Origin of the sequence: Pseudomonas fluorescens (assembly GCF_000730425.1) — a bacterium.
GTDB classification, from domain to species: Bacteria; Pseudomonadota; Gammaproteobacteria; order Pseudomonadales; family Pseudomonadaceae; genus Aquipseudomonas; species Aquipseudomonas fluorescens_X.
The window spans coordinates 314785-334558 of the sequence record NZ_CP008896.1; the positions used below are offsets into that span (position 1 = coordinate 314785).

The following is a 19774-nucleotide window of genomic DNA, read 5'->3' on the forward strand; positions in this document are numbered from 1 at the left end:
CTGAAGGAGCTGGCTTGCCAGCGATGACGGACTGCCGGCCGACATCGCCACGGGCTTGATTCACCGCCATCGCCGGCAAGGGGCGGTTAGAATTCCTGGTGCGCCGGAAGGACCGGCTTCTTGGCCTGGAAGGCATACCCTTGCTGGCCATCGAGCACTTTGTTGGCCCGTTGGATATCAATGTCCTTTTCCCAGCGGGCAATGGCCACGGTGGCGACGCAGTTGCCGATCAGGTTGGTCATCGCGCGCCCAATCCCCATGAACCAATCGACTGCCAGCACCAGCACCAGGCCCACCACCGGGATGGCCGGGATAGCGGTCAGGGTCGCCGCCAGAATCACCAGGGCCGAGCCCGGTATGCCGTGGGCGCCCTTGGATGTGATCAGTGACACCAGCAGGATGGTCAGTAGGTCGGTCATCGACAGCGGCGTACCGGTGGCGTTGGCGATAAACACAATGGCCAGGGTCAGGTAGATCGAAAAACCGTCGAGGTTGAATGAGTAGCCGGTTGGAATCACCAGGCCGACGGTGGAGCTGCCAATCCCCAGGTGCTCCAGTTTACGCATGATCTGCGGCAACACCGCGTCGGAGGAGGCGGTGCCCATCACGATCAACAGTTCTTCGCGCAGGTACTTGAGCAGTGGCAGCATGCGCAGGCCCGACAAGCGCATGACCGTGCCGAGGATCAGCGCGACGAAGGCCACGCAGGTCAGGTAAAACAGGCCGACCAGGCTGCCCAGGTGTTGCAGCGAATCCAAGCCATAGGTGCTGGTGGTAAAGGCGATGGCGCCGAATACCCCAATGGGTGCCAGGCGCACGATCATGCCCATGATCCGGAAGATCACATGGCTCAGTTCATTGATCAGTCGCGAGATGCCCGAGGCCGCTTCGCCCACCAGGTTCAGCGCACTGCCAAACAGCACCGAGAACAGCAACACCTGCAAGATATTGTTATCGGCAAAGGCGCCGATCACCGAGTTGGGGATCAGGTCCATCAAGAACTGGCTGGTGCCCTTGATATGTTGGCCGCGGTCGGCCAGCTCATTGAGGCCAGCCGAAGACAGCTGCTCCAGGTGAATATTGGCGCCGCTGCCGATGCCGGTGCTGAACGCCAGCACCAGGCCGATGATCAGGGCGATGGTCGTCAGGATTTCAAAGTAAATCACCGACTTGAGACCGATGCGTCCGACTTTTTTCAGGTCGCCGGCACCGGAAATACCGCTGACCACTACGCAGAACACGATCAGGCCAATCAACATCTTGATCAGCTTGATAAAGCCGTCACCCAGGGGCTTGAGTTGTGTGGAGAATTCGGGAAGGGCCAAGCCGCAAGCAATGCCGAGCAACAGGCCTATGACGACTTGCAGGAAAATCGAACGCGAGCACCATCTGAGCATGGGAAGGATCTCTATTCGGTGCCCTGGTGGGTCCAGGGCTTAATTGTTGTGGTCTGACCGGTAAGTCCAGTGCGCGGCCAGTCTACGCTCGGTTTTTTCCAAACCACAAGAGGTGAACTGGACGTTTGTGGAGGCCGGTCTTACCAGTTGCTCGGTAACTCTGATGCTTGAGCGGTTGGCAGCCTGGATTTTTTTTCGCTTATCATCCCTGGCTTGGCCACGGAGGTGACACATGGATAAGCCCGGACTGACAACCGATGAAACGGGGCTGACCCGTTGTACGTGGCGTACAGCCGCTGAGCAGTATCCCGATTACCACGATCACGAATGGGGCGTGCCGGTTGCCGATGACAGGGCGTTGTACGAGAAGATCTGCCTGGAAGGCTTTCAGGCGGGCCTGGCGTGGATCACTATCCTGCGCAAGCGCGAGCACTTTCGTCGGGCATTCGAGGGCTTTGATTTTCGCCGGGTGGCGCAGTACACCGAGGAGGATGTCCAGCGCCTGATGGCTGATCCGGGCATTGTGCGCAATCGCGCCAAAATCGTCTCGACCATCAACAATGCGCGGCGGGCGTGTGAGCTGGTGGAGGAGGCCGGGTCGCTGGCTGCCTGGTTATGGGCCTTCGAGCCGCGGGCCGACGAGCGTCCGGCCGTGGTGGACATGGCCTATTGGACGGGCAATCCCACGTCGCCGGCTTCGGTGCGTTTGTCCAAGGCCTTGAAAAAACGCGGCTGGACATTCGTCGGGCCGACGACGATGTATGCGTTTATGCAGGCGATGGGGATGGTCAATGACCACTTGGACGGCTGTGCCTGTCGGCAGCCGATTGAAGACCTGCGGCGCCAGTTCAGGCGCCCCTGAATCTTGAGCCTGCCGGATCTCAACCTGTAGGCGCTGGCTTGCCAGCGCCTACAATTTAGTGCTGCGGTGGCAGGGGCGTCAGTACCTCGGCCTTGTGGTCCAAGACCATCACCACCAGCAACTTGGCGGGCTGGGTCTGGCTGGCATTGCTCGATTCGAAGTGGCGCGAGCCGGCCGGTTCGTAGAACGATTGCCCGGCCTTGTAGGTGATGGCCGGTTCATCGTTGACCCGTGAAGTGATTTCACCCTCCAGTACGTAAGCCACGGCAGTGCCGGTATGGCTATGGGGTACGGTGGCCTGACCGGGCGCGTAATCCACGGTGAGCATAAGGGTTTTTTTGCCGGGCACGTTGGCCAGGGCGTGTTCCTGCAAGACCTTGATCGATTCCTGGTTGTAGACCGGCTCGTGGGCGAAGGCGCTTAACGAAGCCAGCAGTAGGGTGGTGCCGAGCAGTACTTTCATGGTGAGGGTTCTCCGTTGTTCCAGACCCCATCACCCTACGCCCGGCAATGTCGCGTACCTATAGCCAATGCGCTGGAAAATCCTTCAGCCAATCTGCTGCAGGATATCGCGCACCTTGTCCAGGGAGGGGTCGATATCCAGGGTCTCGATGGCCCCGAAGCCGATGATCAGGCCGCTGCGCACCGGCGCCTGATGGAAAAACACATCCAGCGGATACAACCCCACTTCCACTTGGCGCGCCAGTTCGATCAGCAATGGAATATTCACCGCCACCTTGCATAGCACGGCCATGTGGAACCCGGCCACACTGGGCACGACTTCGAACCAGGGTGCGAGGTCACCGGCCAGGCGGCTGAGAATGCGCTCGCGGCGGGCCGCATAAACGGCGTGACAGCGCCGGATGTGCTTGAGCAGGTAGCCTTCGCTGATGAACTTGGCCAGTGCCCATTGCGGTAGCGTCGAGGTGTGCTGGTCGCTCAGTTGCTTGGCCTTGAGGACCGCCCCGCGGATGGCCGGTGGCAGCACCCCATAGCCCAGGCGCAACTCGGGCAACAGGGTCTTGGAGAAGGTCCCGACGTAGGCGACGATGCCGCGGGTGTCCATGCTTTGCAGGGCGTCGGTGGGGCGCCCCTCATAGCGGAACTCACTGTCGTAGTCGTCCTCGATCACGATCGCGCCCAGGGCCAGCGCCCGTGCCAGCAGCGCTTCGCGGCGCGGCATGCTCATGGGGATGCCCAGGGGGAACTGGTGGGAGGGGGTGACATAGATCAGCCGGGTGCCCTCGGGGATCAACTCGACCTGGATCCCCTGTGCATCCACCGGCACACCGGCGACCGTGGCGCCGGCCGCTTCGAACAGCAGGCGGGCCGGTGTGTAGCCGGGATCTTCCATGGCGACAATGCTGCCCGGTTCCAGGACCACGCGGGCGATCAGGTCCAGCGCCTGTTGGGCGCCGTTGCACACCACAATGTCGTCGTCCCGGCAGTTGACCCCACGGGAAAACGCGATGTGCCCGGCAATCGCATTGCGCAAGGCCGCCAGCCCTTCGGGCTGGCCGTAGAACCCACTGTTCTGGGCAATGCGGCGCAGCGCGTCCTGGGTACAGCGCCGCCATTCGTCCTGGGGGAACAGGCTGCGGGTGGTGGCGCCGCCGATGAATTCGCAGCGCAAGATACTGTCCCGGGTGGGATGGCGCATGGGTGAGGGCAGGGCTTGCCATTTGGCCAGGTTGGCGGCGCAAGCCAGGTCGGCCGCACTCTGCAGGCCCTTTGTGCGGGGGGCGCTAGCGTTGACGAAGGTTCCGCGCCCGGTCCTGCCGATCAGCAGGCCTTCGTAGGTCAGCGTGGCGTAGGTGTCGGACACGGTCTTGCGCGACACCCCCAACTGCTCGGCCAGCAAGCGGCTGGGGGGCAACTGCGCGCCGGCAGCCAGGCGGCCTGACTCGATGGCGTCGTGCAGTTGTTGGTAAAGCTGTTCGGCCAGATCCTTGCGGCCCTTGATCACGACGTGCAGTTCCATGTTTCATTCCGAGACGGTCAATCTGCCAAGACTACTCGCAAGTCGCTTGCGCCGGTATCGCCAAGGTGGTCTGCCGATAAACCTGCAGATTGGCTATAGGGCGTGTGCTGCGTGGGGTTTAGGCTCAGGGCTGATCGCCTTCGCCACCTGGGACTGCACCATGGAACCGCGCCTCAATTACTACACGGCCTCGCCTCAAGCGCTCAAGGGCATGCTGATGCTGGAGGCGTCGATTTTTGATTTGTCCATTGAAAAGCCGTTGCTGGAACTGATCAAGATCCGTGTGTCCCAGCTCAACCGCTGTGGGTTCTGCACCGACATGCACTCAATGGCAGCACGCCAGCACGGGGAGAGCGAGCGGCGCCTGTTTGCCCTGTGTGTGTGGCAGGACTCGCCGTTCTTTACCGTGCGGGAAAAAGCGGCGCTGGCCTGGAGCGAGTCGATTGCCTCGCTGCCCACCTCCAATGTGCCCGATGAGCTGTACGCATCGATGCGCGAGGTGCTCAGCGAACAGGAACTGGTGGACCTGACCATGGCGGTTTCCGCGATCAGCGGCTGGAACCGCCTGGCGGTGAGCTTTCGCAAGCAGCCGCCAAATCCCTGAAGGCCAGCGCCGACGGGTCAGGAAAGGAAACCACCATCCACATTCAGCGAAACGCCGGTGGTGTAGGTGGAGGCATCGCTGGCCAGGTACAGCACGGCGCCGGCCATTTCGCTGGGGTCGGCTACGCGCTTGAGGGGGATCTGTGCCAGGGCCATGTTGAGGATCGATTCGTTCTTCACCAGCGCCGAAGCGAATTTGGTGTCGGTCAGGCCCGGCAGCAGGGCGTTGCAGCGGATGCCGAATGGCGCGCACTCCTTGGCAAACACCTTGGTCATGTTGATCACGGCGGCCTTGGTCACCGAGTAGATACCCTGGAAGTGCCCTGGGGAGATGCCGTTGATCGAGGCCACGTTGATGATGCTGCCACCGCCGTTTTCACGCATCAGCTTGCCGGCTTCCACCGACATGAAGAAGTAGCCACGGATGTTCACATCGACGGTTTTCTGGAACGCGCCCAGGTCGGTGTCCAGCACGTTGCAGAACTGCGGGTTGGTGGCGGCGTTATTGACCAGGATGTCCAGGCGCCCGAATTGCTGGCGAATGCCGGCGAATACTTCAGTGATCTGCTCCATCTCGCCGATATGGCAGGCGATGGCGGTGGCCTGGCCGCCGGCGGCGATGATTGCCTCGGCCACAGGCTGGCAGCCATCGATCTTGCGACTTGAGACAATCACATGGGCGCCTTGCTGGGCCAGCAGCTTGGCAATGGCTTCACCGATGCCACGGCTGGCACCGGAGACAAAAGCAATCTTGCCGTCGAGGTCAAACAGGTTGGTCTTGGACATGGTGGTTCCTTGTGGGGGCGATCAGAGTGCAGATTTGCCGATGACATTCAGGCTCATCTGCTCCAGTAATTTGTTCATGTGAATGAACTGCGCAAAGCGTTTGTCCTGGGTCTGGCCATGGAAGAAGCGGTAGTAGATCTGCTGCACGATGCCCGCCAGGCGGAACAGGCCGTAGGTGTAGTAGAAGTCGAAATTGTCGATCTGGATGCCGGAGCGTTCGGCGTAGTAATCCACAAACTGACGGCGGGTGAGCATGCCGGGGGCGTTGCTCGGTTGGCGGCGCATCAGTTGCACGGGGGCAGGGTCGGCGGCTTCGATCCAGTAGGCGAGGCTGTTGCCCAGGTCCATCAGCGGATCGCCCAGGGTGGTGAGCTCCCAATCCAGCACACCGATGATCTGCATCGGGTTGTCGGGGTCGAGGATCACATTGTCGAAGCGATAGTCGTTGTGCACGAGGCTGGAGGTCGGGTGGTCGGCGGGCATCTTGTCGTTGAGCCAGGCCCGCACCCTTTCCCAGTTCGGCGCGTCGGGGGTCAGGGCTTTTTCATAGCGCTCGCTCCAGCCACGGATCTGGCGCTGCACGTAACCCTCGGGCTTGCCCAGGTCTGCCAGGCCACAGGCGCTGTAGTCGACCTGGTGCAGTTCGACGAACTTGTCGATAAAGCTCTTGCACAGGGCTTCGGTTTTGCTGGGGTCCAGGCCCAGTTCCGGGGGCAGGTCCGAGCGCAGGATGATGCCCTTGACCCGCTCCATCACATAGAACTCGGCGCCGATCACCGATTCGTCGGTGCAGTGCACGTAGGCCTTGGGGCAGTAGGGGAAGCCGTCCTTGAGCTGATTGAGGATGCGGAACTCACGGCCCATGTCATGGGCGGACTTGGCCTTGTGGCCAAAGGGCGGGCGACGCAGCACAAATTCCTGTTCGGGATATTCCAGCAGATAGGTCAGGTTGGACGCGCCACCAGGAAACTGGCTGACTTTCGCGCTGCCGCTCAGGCCAGGGATATGGGCCTTGAGGTACGGGTCGATGAGGCTGGCATCCAGTTCTTCGCCGGGGCGAATCTGGGTGGATTGGTCATTGAGCGCCATGCTTATCCCTTCTGCTTATTCTTGAGGCCTTGGACTATTGGTTAATCTAATGCGCACAGCCGACCCGCCACAAGGCTGGGACGGCTTAATAGGCTAGCGTGTTGCAAGGTAATCAGCGTGCCTGATCGGTCATTTTTCGGGCGGCGGCAAGGCTACCGGTGTGAGTACCGGACGACCGGCGAAGTACTCAAGCAGGTTGTCTGCCACCCGTTGCACCGTGTCGTGGGCCGCTTCCGGCGACAGCCCGGCTACATGGGGAGTGAGCACGGTGTTGTTGAGCCGTTTGAGGGCGTCGGGCACGTTGGGCTCGTCATCGAACACGTCCAGCGCCGCACCGCCAATGCGCCGTTGTTCGAGGGCGCTGATCAGGTCGGCGGTGACAATCACGCTGCCACGGGCGATGTTTACCAGATAGCCATGGGGGCCGAGGGCGTCCAGGGCCTGGCGGTCGATCAGGTGGCGGGTGCCCGGGCCGCCGGGGGTGGCGATGACCAGGAAGTCCGAGGTGCGGGCCAGTTCCACCGGTGTGGCGCAGTAGGTGTAGTCCACATCACTGCGGGGCTGGCGGCTGTGGTAGCTGATCTGCATGTCAAAACCCAGGGCCGCGCGCCTGGCGATCGCCATGCCCACCGCGCCCAACCCCAGGATGCCCAGTTGCTTGCCCGCGAGGGACGGGCGCATGACCTTGGGCCATTCGCTGCGGCGTACCGCTGCATCGGCCCGGGGAATATCCCGCACCATCGACAGCAGCAGCGCCATGGCGTGGTCCGCCACCGATGGCGCGTTCACGCCGGCACCGTTGGTCACCACAATCGCACGGTTGCTGGCGGCCTGCAGGTCGACCTGTTCGTAGCCTGCACCGATCACGCAGATGATTTCCAGCAAGGGCAGGGCGTCGATTTCTTCGGCGTACAGCCCCAGGGGGCCACGGGTCAGGACGGCCCGGATCTGCCCGCCATGGGTCTTGATGGCCTGGCTGCGCTCAGCCGGTGTTGGCGCCAGGATCACGTGGAAGTCGTTGCTTTCGATAATCGACAGGTATTCGTTGATGGTTTCAACCAGGACCAGAACGGTGATGGGCATTGGAGAGCTCTTCCTGAAGGCTTTGATGGAAGAGAGTATGCACATTTTGCCCGGCGAATCGGCGACCGGATGTAGATAAGGCGCCGCAGGCTGATACCCCGCGGCACCATCTGCCGAGGTTCAGCCTATGCGTGGGTAGGGAATAAGGGAAGGTTGTGACTTCTGCTCCTGGAGCTCAACACCGTTGAAGTTGAAGGACCTGGGAGCAGGTTGTTTTTGTTCGGGCTTGTTCTGCTGGTCGTATTGTCGGGTGATGGTATCCGTCAGCAGGCTGGTATTGAAGAGGCTGTTCAGAATGTGTATCGGCATTGAGGTCATTTTTGGTTCTCCGAGCACAAAGTCAGGTTTTTTGAACGGGACACGCCTTTAACAGCGGGCGGGGTGATGCGTCAGTTGGGTGGGGGATACGCTGCATAACGTTCCGGGCAGTACACGCTTGGAAATGTAAGTGCTGGCCGGCTCTGCATTCGTCAGCTAAGTCTTTGCTTCTTCAGGCGAATCCCGGACAATCGCGCCCTTGTTGCGGTCGTGGCGCTGCCTGTCAGGTTTTTCTGACTCGCCGCGATCGTATGAAAGCGGAGATCCGAGCGGATGAATGATCAGGCCAATAGCGTCGATGAACGCTACGCAACGACACCTGTAACCCTCACGGGCTGGAGCCGCCAGGACACGACCTGGATGCTTGGCCTGTTCGGCACGGCGATTGGCGCCGGTACTTTGTTTCTGCCCATCAACGCTGGCCTGGGCGGCTTCTGGCCGTTGCTGATCCTCGCGCTGCTGGCGTTCCCCATGACCTATTACGCACACCGTGGCCTGACGCTCTTTGTACTGTCGGGCCGTGCGGGCTCGGACATCACCGAGGTGGTTGAAGAGCATTTCGGCATCAAGGCCGGTGCGTTGATCACCTTGCTTTACTTCTTTGCGATCTTCCCGATCCTGCTGATCTACAGCGTGGCGCTGACCAACACGGTTGGCAGCTTCATGTCGCACCAGCTGCACATCGAGCCACCGCCACGGGCGCTGTTGTCTTTTGTGCTGATCCTGGGCCTGCTGGCCGTGGTACGTTGTGGTGAACAGGTGATCGTCAAGGCCATGAGCCTGATGGTCTATCCGTTTATCGTGGCCTTGCTGTTTCTGGCGGTGTACCTGGTGCCGCACTGGAACGGCGGCATCCTCAGCACCGCCAGCACGGTGCCAGCACCGTCGGCGCTGCTGCACACCTTGTGGCTGGCGATTCCGGTGATGGTGTTCTCGTTCAACCACTCGCCGATCATCTCGGCCTTCGCCGTTGATCAAAAACGCCAGTACGGCGCCCACGCCGAAGAGCGCAGCTCGCAGATCCTGTCCCGCGCCCACCTGTTGATGGTCGCGATGGTGATGTTCTTCGTGTTCAGTTGCGTGCTGACCTTGTCCCCAGGCCAACTGGCCGAGGCCAAGGCGCAGAACCTGTCGATCCTGTCCTACCTGGCCAATCACTTCGATAACCCGACCATCGCGTTTGCTGCGCCGTTGATCGCGTTCGTGGCGATCGCCAAGTCGTTCCTGGGCCATTACATCGGCGCCAGCGAAGGTCTCAAGGGCCTGATCGTCAAGAGCGGCCGTCGTCCGGGCGCCAAGGCCCTGGACCGCATGACCGCAGGCTTCATGCTGGTGGTGTGCTGGATCGTCGCCACGCTGAACCCGAGCATCCTGGGGATGATCGAGACACTGGGTGGGCCGATCATCGCCTCGATCCTGTTCCTGATGCCGATGTACGCGATTCGCAAAGTGCCGGCCATGGCCAAGTACCGTGGGCAGATGTCCAATGTGTTCGTGACCCTGGTCGGCCTGGTGGCTATCTCCTCGCTGATTTACTCGCTGATCCCCTGATCTTCGGAGCCGGCGACCCCGGCTTTACTCATCGATCCAGCTAGGCAACGGCCGACTCAGCGTGCAACGCGAGCCGGCCGTTTTTCTGCCAGGCTGGAAAACTCAGCGCCACCACGTGATCTTTGTTCACCCTTTGCGGGGAACCGAGGCGACTCAACTGCACGCCATTTTTCAGGAAATAACGCTCCAGCGCCGGAGTGGTCACCGCCACCACGCGACTGGCTCCCTGGCTCCAGGCATGGTGCAGGCTGTTCCACCAGACCCGCATCGGTAAGCGGCCTTTTTCCAGGGCGCGGGCGGCAAAGCGCGACACTTCCCAGGTGTCATTGCTGCGCGGGATTGGCTGGTCGCACAGAAAGCCGAAGACTTCCGACAGCAGATAAGGCTGTGTGGTCGGCAGCAGCCGCGCGCAACCGCAAACCTGACCTTGTGCGTCCAGAGCAAGGATGTGCCGAGTGTCGGCCTGGTCGAACTGGTCGAATTCGCGTTGGGGCAGGGCGTAGGTGGAGTCCAGTTGCCAACCCAGTTGCTGGATGAACACTTCGTGGCGATAGCGGCCCAGGTCGTCTTCAAGGGCGGCCGACAGCTCATGGTGATGGCGGGTGATGATGCTGATCATTGGATGTCCTTATCGTGATCGGCGGGCCCTAGATCAGGCCCAGTGCGGCGGCATAGGCAGCCGCCAGTGTTTTGTTGGCTGCCCCGAATTTCTTCTGGATGGCCTTGAGGTGAAAGTTCACCGTGTTGATGGAGATGGTCAGGATCAGTGCAATTTCGCCTGAACTCTTGCCGTCGGCGGTCCACTGCAGGATTTCCCGCTCACGCAGGCTGAGGCAGATCGACGGGTGGCAGCGTTCGCTATGGCCAAGGTCGGTCAGGCGCTGTGTCACCTGTTCGAGTATGCAGCGCAGGCGCAATTGAATTTCGTCGCTTTCAGCCTGGGAAATCTGGTCCTGGCGCCGAGCCACGGACAGTACCCGCAGCGAATGATCGTGGCTGCGAATCGGCAGCGTGGCGCCGATGCACAGGCCCCAATCCCGGGCTTCCAGCCATAGCTTGCGGCTGTTATCAAACAGGGCGTCGTTCCACAGCACCATCTCGGTGGAGCGCAAGCCACTGAGAATCGACGGATCGACTGCCGCGTAGTTTTGCGCTTCGTAATGTTCCAGCCATGTTTCGGGGTAGGAGCCGTAAATCTTGGTTTTTGGGCGGGTAAAAGGGGTCAGGTGGCGTACGCCATAGGCGTAGTACTCGAATCCCAGTTGCAACACTTCCCGTTCCAGCAGCGCGAACACCTGTGCCCCTTCCTGTTGCTTGAGCATCTCTATCCGCAAGCGATTCCACCAGCGGATGAGGTCGTTTTCCTTCTCCATGGACAGTCGCCTCGATTCCTGGAACCTTTGGCAATCTAGCCCACGAGATATATCTGTCAAACTTTTCCTGTGCTTTGCCGACGGCTCTGGCACGGTGCTTTTGCCTGAAAGGCTTGGGTCTATGATGCTTGGCTCAGGCGAGGTATGGCGTGGCGCGCGTGGCACTGCTCAATGGCCTTGACCGCGGTTTCACAGGACGCTGCGTCGCTGGGCATCAGGTTGCTCACCCGCAGGCAGGCGCCTTGCAACCGGGTGTCATGCAACAGCGCGCTGATCGCACCTTGCAGGTCTTGTCTGTCCAGGGGCAGGGCAAGACGTATCCCGCACCCTAGGCGCACCAGTCGTTCGGCGTTGTCGAACTGGTCATGTGCGATCGGCAGGACAATCTGGGGAATGCCGGCTGCCAGCGCCAGGCTCATGGCGCCAATGCCACCGGGGTGGACCAGGCCGGCGGCACGGGGCAGCAGCGAACCCATTGGTAAAAAGGGACGCTGTATGACCGTGGACGGCAGGTCGGCGAGGATCGGCCGGTCGCCGGTCAGAAGAATGCCGCGTGCGCCGACCCTGTGCAGCGCTGCCAGGGCGAAGCGATAGAACTGCTGGTCAAAGTGCTCAGTAGAGCCTTGGGTGAAGACAATGGGGGCCGGCCCGGCATCGAGGAAGGCCCGGGTCTGTTCATCGAGCCCCAGGGTGCCACCGTCGAACAGTGGGAAGCCGGCCATGTGCAAAGGCTGCGGCCAGTCTTGCTGTACGGGGGCGAACCATTCGGGGAACAGGCAAATCACCCCTTGGGGCGAATGCATCCATTGGCTGAAGATGTTCTTCGCCACGCCTGGCAACCCGCGTTTGCGGCGCAGCGCATTGATTTTTGGGGCACAGGTGCGGTCAAGGCTCAGGTATTCGATCCCGCGCCAGAGCCATTTGCGCACAGGCAATGGCAAGCGTTGCGACACATTGAAAGTGGGGTGTACGGGCGGCAAATGTGCCGACAACAGCGTTGAAGGCGACACCTGGACCGAAAGGTAAGGTAAGCCGTATTTCTCATGGGCAATACGTGCGCCCAGGGCCCATAGCGAGCCGACCACCACCGTATCGTCAGTGTGATGGGTGGTTACATAATCGTAGACCGGCTCTAAAAGCCCGGCGATGGCTTGCCACAACACGGCGAAGGAGGTCTTCGGATCCCACAGGCGGGGATCGCCCATGGCGGCGTTGTAGGTCGCTTCATCGCATAACGGCACGAACGCCAGGCCCTGTGCCTCGATGGTGCGCTGAAACGCCGGCATGCTGCACAACGTTACCTGGTGACCGCGCAGGGTCAGAGCAACGCCCAGGCCGATAAAGGGAAAAACGTCACCGGCCGACCCGATGGCAATCATGATTACTCGCATCATCCGCATCCTTGCTCAAAAGTGTTCAGGCGAAGCTCAACTGCGCTCGGTGAGGGGGCGTCACGCAGAACGTTTCTGGCCGGGTGTCGCGCAGTGTCAGCAAGTGGCCGAGCAGCGCGCGGTGCACACCGTTGGCCGCGGCCCTGGATTCCAGATCGAGAAAGTGTCCGCTGCACTCGGCCGTAGAGAAGCTGCAGTCGCGGATGTACTGTTTGAAGCGTTGCACGTCCAGGGCGCTGGTGTATTCGTCCCAGGCCCCATTCAAAAAGTGCACATGGCTGTCGATGTCCGACAACTGCGGCAGGTAAGCCCCTTCATTGAGTTTGAGGGCCTGGTCGATATGGAATCGCGCTTGATGCTGCTCGGCGTTGATCAACTGTGCCATGTGCTGTTGATTAGCGGTCTTGAGCCGGGGCGGCAGGTGCTTGCCCAGCGTCTGGTTGAGCAAGTGGCCGATACCGTCGTTGTCATCCCGGGCCATGAGTGCCTGGGCGCCGCTGACGTATTCGAGCATCGGGCCGTTGAGGCCGGGGGCGAATGACATCACCACCGAGCTTTCGACGCTGTCCGGTTTTTGGGCGAGGGCCAGCAGGATCGACAGGCCGCCCCAGGAGGCGGAAACCAGATGGTGAATATTGAAGTGCTCGATCAAGGCCAGCAGGATCTGCACTTCGTCGTCCTTGGTCACCAGGCACCGGTCCGGGTTGTGAGCCCGGGAGTTTCCGGCGAAGGGTAAGTCGAACAGCACCACGTTGAAGTGCTCGGCCAGGCATTTGCTGGTACGGGCAAAGGCCGAGGTCGTGGCCATGGCGCCATTGACCAGCAGTACGTTCTTTTTATCGGGGGCATCGCCGATTTGTTCCACCGACACCGCATAGTCCTTGAAGATTCTCTCGATCACATATTGGTTGCGCCACATAACACACCTCCATTAAGCACTTAAAAACGGGTGAGAGCGCCCCTGCCACTGGGCTCGGGCACCGAGGGCAAGGCTTGGCTGTTTTTTATTAGAAGTTGTACGGCATACAGCGCGAAGTACATCCAAAGCAGGCAGATCCCATGACGCGGGCATCAAGGTGAAGAGAGTTTCAGTCTTCAGGAGGGTGAGGGACAACTACCTGATCTGGTAGGTCGATGCCGACCGCCAGTGCCTTGCGGCCGGGTTGCCGTTTTCCAGGCATAAAAAAACGCCGCGTATCTTGCGATACGCGGCGTTCCTTACATCAACGCACCGTTAGGCTTGAACCACCGGGATGTTGGCGCTTGCAGCGATTTTGCGGAACTCGGCGATCTGGTCGAAGTTCAGGTAGCGGTAGACGTCACTGGCCATGGTGTCCAGTTTCGCCGCGTAGCCCATGTACTCTTCGACGGTCGGCAGGCGACCCAGGGTGGAGGCGACTGCCGCCAACTCGGCCGAGGCCAGGTAGACGTTCGCGCCGTCACCCAGACGGTTCGGGAAGTTACGGGTCGAAGTCGACACCACGGTCGAGTTCGGCTCAACACGTGCCTGGTTACCCATGCACAGCGAGCAGCCCGGCATTTCCATGCGCGCGCCAGCCTTGCCGTAGATGCCGTAGTAGCCTTCTTCGGTCAGTTGGTGAGCGTCCATCTTGGTCGGCGGCGACAGCCACAGACGGGTTGGCAACTGGCCCTTGACCTGCTCCAGCAACTTGCCGGCAGCGCGGAAGTGACCGATGTTGGTCATGCACGAACCAATGAACACTTCGTCGATCTTCTCGCCAGCCACGCTGGACAACAGGCGGGCGTCGTCCGGGTCGTTTGGCGCGCAGAGGATTGGCTCGTTGATTTCGGCCAGGTCGATCTCGATGATTTCAGCGTATTCCGCGTCGGCATCGGCTTCCATCAGCTCAGGGTTGGCAACCCAGGCTTCCATCGCTTGGGCACGACGTTCCAGGGTACGTGCATCACCGTAGCCTTCACCGATCATCCAGCGCAGCAGGGTGATGTTGGAGTTCAGGTACTCGGTCACGGAGTCTTTCGACAGCTTGATGGTGCAACCGGCAGCCGAACGTTCGGCCGAGGCGTCGGACAGCTCGAACGCCTGCTCCAGCGTCAGGTCGTTCAGGCCTTCGATTTCCAGGATGCGACCGGAGAAGGCGTTTTTCTTGCCTTTCTTCTCCACCGTCAGCAGGCCTGACTGGATCGCGTAGTAAGGAATGGCATGAACCAAGTCACGCAGGGTGATGCCAGGCTTCATTTTGCCTTTGAAACGCACCAGGATCGATTCCGGCATGTCCAGTGGCATTACGCCAGTGGCTGCGGCGAACGCGACCAGACCGGAACCGGCCGGGAACGAGATGCCCATCGGGAAACGGGTGTGGGAGTCACCACCGGTGCCGACGGTGTCCGGCAGCAGCATGCGGTTCAGCCAGCTGTGGATGATGCCGTCGCCTGGACGCAGCGATACACCGCCACGGGTCATGATGAAGTCAGGCAGGGTGTGGTGGGTGGTCACGTCGATCGGCTTTGGATAGGCCGCGGTGTGGCAGAACGACTGCATCACCAGATCGGTCGAGAAGCCCAGGCACGCCAGGTCTTTCAGTTCGTCACGGGTCATGGGACCGGTGGTGTCCTGGGAACCGACGGTGGTCATCTTTGGTTCGCAGTAGGTGCCAGGACGAACGCCTTTGCCTTCTGGCAGACCGCAGGCCTTGCCGACCATTTTCTGGGCCAGGGTGAAACCCTTGCCAGTGTCCACAGGTGCTTCAGGCAGCTTGAACAGGTCGGTAGGGCCCAGACCCAGCTCGGCACGAGCCTTTTCGGTCAGGCCGCGGCCGATGATCAGCGGGATACGGCCGCCGGCACGCACTTCGTCCAACAGGACCGGGGTCTTCATTTCGAAGGTGGTCAGGACTTCATCGGTACCGTGCTTGCAGACTTTGCCAGCATGCGGGTACAGGTCGATCACGTCGCCCATGTGCATGTTGGTGACGTCGAATTCGATTGGCAGTGCGCCAGCATCTTCCATGGTGTTGTAGAAGATCGGAGCGATCTTGCTGCCGAAGCAGAAGCCGCCAGCGCGCTTGTTCGGCACATAAGGAACGTCGTCGCCGAAGAACCACAGTACGGAGTTGGTCGCCGACTTACGGGACGAACCGGTACCGACCACGTCACCGACGTAGGCGATAGGGAAGCCCTGGCCGCGCATTTCTTCGATCTGCTTCATCGGGCCAGTCTTGCCTTGCTCGTCCGGCACGATGCCTTCACGGGCCATTTTCAGCATGGCCAGGGCGTGCAGTGGGATGTCAGGACGGGACCAGGCATCGGGAGCAGGGGACAGGTCGTCGGTGTTGGTTTCGCCGGTGACCTTGAACACGCGCAGGCTGATCTTGTCGGCCAGGGTCGGGCGGTTCTTGAACCACTCGCCGTCGGCCCAGGACTGGATCACTTCCTTGGCATGCGGGTTACCGTTCTTGGCTTTTTCCGCGACGTCGTGGAACGCATCGAACATCAGCAGGGTGTGCTTGAGCTGGGCGGCTGCAACGGCCGCCAGTTCGGCGTCGTCCAGCAGGTCGACCAGGGTCACGATGTTGTAGCCGCCTTGCATGGTGCCGAGCAGTTCAACAGCGCGTTTTTTGTCGATCAGGGGAGAAGAGACTTCGCCCTTGGCCAGGGCAGACAGGAAACCGGCCTTGACGTAGGCGGCTTCGTCAACGCCTGGTGGAATGCGGTTGGTGATCAGGTCAACGAGGAACTCTTCTTCGCCAGCCGGGGGATTTTTCAGCAGCTCGACCAGGCCTGCGGTTTGTTCGGCGTTTAGCGGCTGGGGAACGATACCCAGGGCTGCACGCTCTTCGATATGTTTGCGGTAGGCTTCAAGCACAGTTATTACCCTCATCAGTGGTCCCACGGGACGCTCATCCAGACATGCACGGCACGCATGCGCTCGGGGGCTTTTTGGGCCGTAGAGCCAGCGCTGCCGGCATTTCTCACAGAAGCTGCTTTCAAAGTTTTACGCCTGCAGAACGGAGCTGATGAGGGTTGGCACTGGTTATTTGAAGGGGAAATAACCAGTGCCAACACCGTTCTGAAGGAACGACTGTGCTCGTGACGCTTTGAAAACAGCTTCCAACGGATTATTTGGCGCCTTACAAGGCCGGATGATTCTACGGCAAAAAATTTCTAAAGGTAAGTTGCCGCAGCAAGTTTGCAGGGTGATGAACCTTAGACAAAGGGCTAACATAGGCCACTGTTTCGCTGATTTGTGCGCTGCCACCCATGCCCAACAAAACCATCAAGACCCCCTGCATCGGCCTGTGCTCTACGGTTTACGGCGATCTCGTGTGCCGTGGCTGCAAGCGTTTCCACCACGAAGTGATCCAGTGGAATGGTTATGGCGAGGAAGAAAAACGTGCGGTATGGCTGCGGCTTGAGCAACTGTTGGTGCAGGTCATGGCGGGCAAATTGGAGGTGTTCGACCCCAAGTTACTGCGCTGGCAGCTGGAGCAACGCAAAATCCGCTTTGTGCCGCACCAGTCCGAATACTGCTGGGCCTACCAGTTGATCGCCCGGGGTGCCCGGGTGATCAACAATCTGCAAGCCTATGGCATGGTGCTGATGCCGGAGTTTCGCGACTGGAACCTGCCGCAACTGCGCGACGCCATTGATCGGGAGTTTTTTATCCTGTCCGAGGCGCATTACCAGCGCTATATCGCCCCTGGCTTCCTCAAAGACGCACTCTCCGGCTGACGACCCCAATCAACCTGTAGGGGTCGGCTTGCCGGCGATAGCGCAGTGTCAGTCAAGTCTCTATCAACTGACACACCGCCATCGCCGGCAAGCCAGCTCCTACAGTTGATCTACATGGGTTGGTGGATTGGTATCAGGCCTTGCTGGCCAGTTCCTCCAGGTGATCGATGATGCTCTGGGGCTTGAGCACCAGCACATCGCTTTCCAGCGCATCCAGCACCACTTCTGCCGTATTGCCGATCAACGCCCCGGAAATCCCGGTGCGCGCCACGGTGCCAATGATCGTGACCGCCGCGCGCAGTTTGTGGGCGGCATGGGGGATCAGCACATCGGCCGGGCCTTCTTCGATATGCAGGCGGCTGTCGTCGATATCGAATTCGGCCTGGAACGCTTTGCACTGCTCGCGATAGCGGGCCTCGATGGTTTCCTTGAGTTGGAACACTGGATCGGCGGCCGACAGCATGGGTGACGGATGGGCGCTGATCACATGCAACTGGCCCTTGGCCAGGCCGGCAATGTCAAAACCATGGTCGACAATGGCGGCGTGCAGGGCTTTGTGTTCGTTATCGAGATTGCCCACGTCGATGGCCGCCAGGATCACACCGTCTGTCCATGGCGTCGCGGTCTTGACCAGCAGCACTGCCGCGGGGCACAGGCGCAAGAGTTTCCAGTCATCCGGCGTCAGCAGGGCTTTTTTCAGTGGGCTGTCAGGGTAGTGTTGCTTGATCACCAGTGCGCAACCTTCGGCCTGCTGCGCGTCGATGATGGTTTCGTGCCGGTTGTTGCTCCAGGCCTGTTCGGTGCTGACGCTGTAGCCGTCTGCCAGCAGTTGCTCCTTGAGCAAGCTCAACAGCGCCGAATGCTCATGCTTTTTATCGCACACCAGCAAATGCAAGTGAGCATCGGTCACCCCGGCGATCAGCTTGGCACGCTTGAGGGCCAGGCTTTCCGAGTGTTCGGGCTCGATGATCACCAGGATTTTGCCAATATCGTTCATGAGCGGGATCTCCAAGGGTGGGAAGGGCAAGGCTTCGAACAACTATAGTTGCTGCCTGCCGTACGTCATGTTGATGCACATCAAGGCCCGTGACTGGTGGTCTGCGGTGGGGTCGGTATAATCGGCGGCCTTTTGTGACCCTTTGCCCGTGAGCCCGATGAACCTGCCCGAAATCCATGACTTCCTCGGTTGCCGCACCCCCGACGCCTGGGTCCAGGCCGCGCTGGCCGACCAGGAAACCCTGCTGATCGACCACAAGAATTGCGAGTTCAAGGCCGCCAGTACCGCCTTGAGCCTGATCGCCAAGTACCACTCCCATGCCGACCTGATCAACATGATGTCGCGCCTGGCCCGCGAAGAGCTGGTGCACCACGAGCAAGTCATGCGCCTGATGAAAAAGCGCAAGATCGAGCTGCGCCAACTGCATGCCAGCCGCTATGCCTCGGGCTTGCGTAAAGTGGTGCGCAGCCACGAGCCGGTGAAGCTGGTGGACACTTTGGTGGTGGGCGCTTTTATCGAAGCGCGCAGTTGCGAGCGTTTTGAAGCATTGGTGCCGCATTTGGACGAAGAACTCGGCAAGTTCTACTTTGGCCTGCTGAAAAGCGAGGCACGACACTTCCAGGGTTACCTGAAGCTGGCCTATCAATATGGCGATGCCAAGGATGTTGCCCAGGTGATCGAGCGGGTACGCGCCGCCGAGCAGGAACTGATCGAGTCGCCGGACGTCGAGTTCCGCTTCCACAGCGGCGTGCCAGCCTGATATCAAATGCCCGTGAAAGACTGCGGGCTATTTGTAAAAAACTCTTAAAAACATGAAGTTTGCATCAAAGCCCTGCTGGATGGGGCCTTGCGTGCGCTTGTGGACCGCCGTTGCCCTCTATAATGCCCGCACTTCAATTGGTGCTCGCACAGTGGAAACCTATGGAAAACTTGGGTCTTGGCAAGGTATTGCTCATTGAGGACGATGAGAAGCTGGCGGGGCTGATCGCCCATTTCTTGTCCCAGCATGGCTTTGAAGTGTCCACCGTGTATCGCGGTGACCAGGCGCTGGCGGCGTTCCTTGCATTCAAGCCCAAGATCGTCGTCCTTGACCTGATGCTGCCCGGCCAGAGTGGCCTGCACGTATGCCGTGAGATTCGCACGGTGTCCGACACACCCATCGTGATCCTTACGGCCAAGGAAGATGACCTGGACCACATCCTTGGCCTGGAGTCCGGCGCCGATGACTATGTGATCAAGCCGATCAAGCCGCCAGTGCTGTTGGCGCGTCTGCGGGCCCTGCAGCGGCGCCACCTGCCAGAGCCCACCGTGCGTGGTTCCCTGGCGTTCGGCCAACTGGCGATTGACCGCAGTTGCCGGGGGGTGAGCCTGGGTGGCGAGAAGATCGACCTGACCACCATGGAGTTCGAGCTGCTGTGGTTGCTGGCCAGCAGCGCCGGCAAGATCCTCTCGCGCGACGATATTCTCAACCGTATGCGCGGGATTGCCTTCGATGGGCTCAACCGCAGTGTCGACGTCTACATCAGCAAGCTGCGCAACAAACTCAACGACAACCCCCGCGAGCCGGTGTGTATCAAGACCATCTGGGGCAAGGGCTACCTGTTCAATCCGTTTGCCTGGGAGGTCTAGCCAG

19 protein-coding genes are annotated in these 19774 nt (G+C 60.4%); 6 read left to right on the forward strand and 13 right to left on the reverse strand.

Features of this window, described 5'->3' with window-relative positions; genetic code table 11:
- Positions 1-86: 86 nt before the first annotated feature.
- Positions 87-1397, reverse strand: coding sequence for a C4-dicarboxylate transporter DctA (locus HZ99_RS01085; protein ID WP_038440685.1), 1311 nt, complete (start codon positions 1395-1397; stop codon positions 87-89).
- A gap of 232 nt (positions 1398-1629) precedes the next feature.
- On the opposite strand from HZ99_RS01085, the gene HZ99_RS01090 reads away from it, so the two are divergent.
- A complete protein-coding gene (locus tag HZ99_RS01090; protein WP_038440688.1) occupies positions 1630-2259 on the forward strand; it encodes a DNA-3-methyladenine glycosylase I in 630 nt (209 codons plus the stop codon).
- Between the two features lie 55 nt (positions 2260-2314).
- Here HZ99_RS01090 and HZ99_RS01095 read toward each other — a convergent pair whose 3' ends face one another.
- On the reverse strand, positions 2315-2722 hold the full coding sequence (locus HZ99_RS01095) for a cupin domain-containing protein (RefSeq protein ID WP_038440691.1): 408 nt from the start codon (positions 2720-2722) through the stop codon (positions 2315-2317).
- A gap of 84 nt (positions 2723-2806) precedes the next feature.
- Positions 2807-4240, reverse strand: coding sequence for a PLP-dependent aminotransferase family protein (locus HZ99_RS01100; protein ID WP_038440694.1), 1434 nt, complete (start codon positions 4238-4240; stop codon positions 2807-2809).
- A gap of 160 nt (positions 4241-4400) precedes the next feature.
- On the opposite strand from HZ99_RS01100, the gene HZ99_RS01105 reads away from it, so the two are divergent.
- Positions 4401-4844, forward strand: a complete 444-nt coding sequence (locus HZ99_RS01105) for a carboxymuconolactone decarboxylase family protein (RefSeq protein WP_038440697.1) — start codon at positions 4401-4403, stop codon at positions 4842-4844.
- Positions 4845-4861: 17 nt separating this feature from the next.
- Here HZ99_RS01105 and HZ99_RS01110 read toward each other — a convergent pair whose 3' ends face one another.
- From HZ99_RS01110 to HZ99_RS01125, 4 genes are all read right to left on the reverse strand, one after another.
- Complete coding sequence (locus HZ99_RS01110; RefSeq protein WP_038440700.1) at positions 4862-5629, reverse strand: SDR family oxidoreductase; 768 nt, start codon at positions 5627-5629, stop codon at positions 4862-4864.
- 21 nt (positions 5630-5650) lie between these two features.
- Positions 5651-6718: a phosphotransferase family protein gene (locus tag HZ99_RS01115; RefSeq protein ID WP_038440704.1), complete on the reverse strand. Its 1068-nt coding sequence runs from the start codon at positions 6716-6718 to the stop codon at positions 5651-5653.
- A gap of 129 nt (positions 6719-6847) precedes the next feature.
- The gene (locus HZ99_RS01120; RefSeq protein WP_038440707.1) at positions 6848-7801 is read right to left on the reverse strand and encodes a 2-hydroxyacid dehydrogenase; all 954 of its coding nucleotides are present in this window, start codon (positions 7799-7801) and stop codon (positions 6848-6850) included.
- Between the two features lie 120 nt (positions 7802-7921).
- Positions 7922-8119, reverse strand: a complete 198-nt coding sequence (locus tag HZ99_RS01125; protein ID WP_038440710.1) for a hypothetical protein — start codon at positions 8117-8119, stop codon at positions 7922-7924.
- A gap of 273 nt (positions 8120-8392) precedes the next feature.
- On the opposite strand from HZ99_RS01125, the gene HZ99_RS01130 reads away from it, so the two are divergent.
- Entirely contained in the window at positions 8393-9670 is a 1278-nt protein-coding gene (locus HZ99_RS01130) for an HAAAP family serine/threonine permease (RefSeq protein WP_038440712.1), read from the forward strand.
- A gap of 40 nt (positions 9671-9710) precedes the next feature.
- Here HZ99_RS01130 and HZ99_RS01135 read toward each other — a convergent pair whose 3' ends face one another.
- From HZ99_RS01135 to acnB, 5 genes are all read right to left on the reverse strand, one after another.
- On the reverse strand, positions 9711-10289 hold the full coding sequence (locus tag HZ99_RS01135) for an acyl-homoserine-lactone synthase (RefSeq protein ID WP_038440714.1): 579 nt from the start codon (positions 10287-10289) through the stop codon (positions 9711-9713).
- Positions 10290-10317: 28 nt separating this feature from the next.
- Entirely contained in the window at positions 10318-11043 is a 726-nt protein-coding gene (locus tag HZ99_RS01140; RefSeq protein WP_038440716.1) for an autoinducer binding domain-containing protein, read from the reverse strand.
- 119 nt (positions 11044-11162) lie between these two features.
- Positions 11163-12434 (reverse strand): glycosyltransferase, encoded by a 1272-nt coding sequence (locus HZ99_RS01145; RefSeq protein ID WP_038440719.1) that lies wholly within the window; start codon positions 12432-12434, stop codon positions 11163-11165.
- Positions 12435-12459: 25 nt separating this feature from the next.
- The gene (locus HZ99_RS01150) at positions 12460-13353 is read right to left on the reverse strand and encodes an alpha/beta fold hydrolase (RefSeq protein WP_038440722.1); all 894 of its coding nucleotides are present in this window, start codon (positions 13351-13353) and stop codon (positions 12460-12462) included.
- Between the two features lie 315 nt (positions 13354-13668).
- On the reverse strand, positions 13669-16278 hold the full coding sequence (gene acnB, locus HZ99_RS01155) for a bifunctional aconitate hydratase 2/2-methylisocitrate dehydratase (protein ID WP_038440723.1): 2610 nt from the start codon (positions 16276-16278) through the stop codon (positions 13669-13671).
- Positions 16279-16673: 395 nt separating this feature from the next.
- Here acnB and HZ99_RS01160 point away from each other — a divergent pair, with 395 nt between their 5' ends.
- Positions 16674-17144, forward strand: coding sequence for a DUF1289 domain-containing protein (locus HZ99_RS01160; RefSeq protein ID WP_038440726.1), 471 nt, complete (start codon positions 16674-16676; stop codon positions 17142-17144).
- Positions 17145-17277: 133 nt separating this feature from the next.
- Here the strand turns inward: HZ99_RS01160 and HZ99_RS01165 are convergent, their stop codons facing one another.
- Positions 17278-18141: a universal stress protein gene (locus tag HZ99_RS01165; protein WP_038440731.1), complete on the reverse strand. Its 864-nt coding sequence runs from the start codon at positions 18139-18141 to the stop codon at positions 17278-17280.
- A gap of 157 nt (positions 18142-18298) precedes the next feature.
- Here HZ99_RS01165 and HZ99_RS01170 point away from each other — a divergent pair, with 157 nt between their 5' ends.
- Both HZ99_RS01170 and HZ99_RS01175 read left to right on the forward strand, forming a co-directional pair.
- Entirely contained in the window at positions 18299-18901 is a 603-nt protein-coding gene (locus HZ99_RS01170; RefSeq protein WP_038440733.1) for a tRNA-(ms[2]io[6]A)-hydroxylase, read from the forward strand.
- 161 nt (positions 18902-19062) lie between these two features.
- The gene (locus HZ99_RS01175) at positions 19063-19770 is read left to right on the forward strand and encodes a winged helix-turn-helix domain-containing protein (RefSeq protein WP_038440734.1); all 708 of its coding nucleotides are present in this window, start codon (positions 19063-19065) and stop codon (positions 19768-19770) included.
- Positions 19771-19774 lie beyond the last annotated feature (4 nt).

Bases quoted from the DNA above. Each gene is read 5' to 3' on its own strand.
- HZ99_RS01085 (WP_038440685.1), bottom strand. From the start codon at position 1,397: ATGCTCAGATGGTGCTCGCGTTCGATTTTCCTGCAAGTCGTCATAGGC.
- HZ99_RS01090 (WP_038440688.1), top strand. From the start codon at position 1,630: ATGGATAAGCCCGGACTGACAACCGATGAAACGGGGCTGACCCGTTGT.
- HZ99_RS01095 (WP_038440691.1), bottom strand. From the start codon at position 2,722: ATGAAAGTACTGCTCGGCACCACCCTACTGCTGGCTTCGTTAAGCGCC.
- HZ99_RS01100 (WP_038440694.1), bottom strand. From the start codon at position 4,240: ATGGAACTGCACGTCGTGATCAAGGGCCGCAAGGATCTGGCCGAACAG.
- HZ99_RS01105 (WP_038440697.1), top strand. From the start codon at position 4,401: ATGGAACCGCGCCTCAATTACTACACGGCCTCGCCTCAAGCGCTCAAG.
- HZ99_RS01110 (WP_038440700.1), bottom strand. From the start codon at position 5,629: ATGTCCAAGACCAACCTGTTTGACCTCGACGGCAAGATTGCTTTTGTC.
- HZ99_RS01115 (WP_038440704.1), bottom strand. From the start codon at position 6,718: ATGGCGCTCAATGACCAATCCACCCAGATTCGCCCCGGCGAAGAACTG.
- HZ99_RS01120 (WP_038440707.1), bottom strand. From the start codon at position 7,801: ATGCCCATCACCGTTCTGGTCCTGGTTGAAACCATCAACGAATACCTG.
- HZ99_RS01125 (WP_038440710.1), bottom strand. From the start codon at position 8,119: ATGACCTCAATGCCGATACACATTCTGAACAGCCTCTTCAATACCAGC.
- HZ99_RS01130 (WP_038440712.1), top strand. From the start codon at position 8,393: ATGAATGATCAGGCCAATAGCGTCGATGAACGCTACGCAACGACACCT.
- HZ99_RS01135 (WP_038440714.1), bottom strand. From the start codon at position 10,289: ATGATCAGCATCATCACCCGCCATCACCATGAGCTGTCGGCCGCCCTT.
- HZ99_RS01140 (WP_038440716.1), bottom strand. From the start codon at position 11,043: ATGGAGAAGGAAAACGACCTCATCCGCTGGTGGAATCGCTTGCGGATA.
- HZ99_RS01145 (WP_038440719.1), bottom strand. From the start codon at position 12,434: ATGCGAGTAATCATGATTGCCATCGGGTCGGCCGGTGACGTTTTTCCC.
- HZ99_RS01150 (WP_038440722.1), bottom strand. From the start codon at position 13,353: ATGTGGCGCAACCAATATGTGATCGAGAGAATCTTCAAGGACTATGCG.
- HZ99_RS01160 (WP_038440726.1), top strand. From the start codon at position 16,674: ATGCCCAACAAAACCATCAAGACCCCCTGCATCGGCCTGTGCTCTACG.
- HZ99_RS01165 (WP_038440731.1), bottom strand. From the start codon at position 18,141: ATGAACGATATTGGCAAAATCCTGGTGATCATCGAGCCCGAACACTCG.
- HZ99_RS01170 (WP_038440733.1), top strand. From the start codon at position 18,299: ATGAACCTGCCCGAAATCCATGACTTCCTCGGTTGCCGCACCCCCGAC.
- HZ99_RS01175 (WP_038440734.1), top strand. From the start codon at position 19,063: ATGGAAAACTTGGGTCTTGGCAAGGTATTGCTCATTGAGGACGATGAG.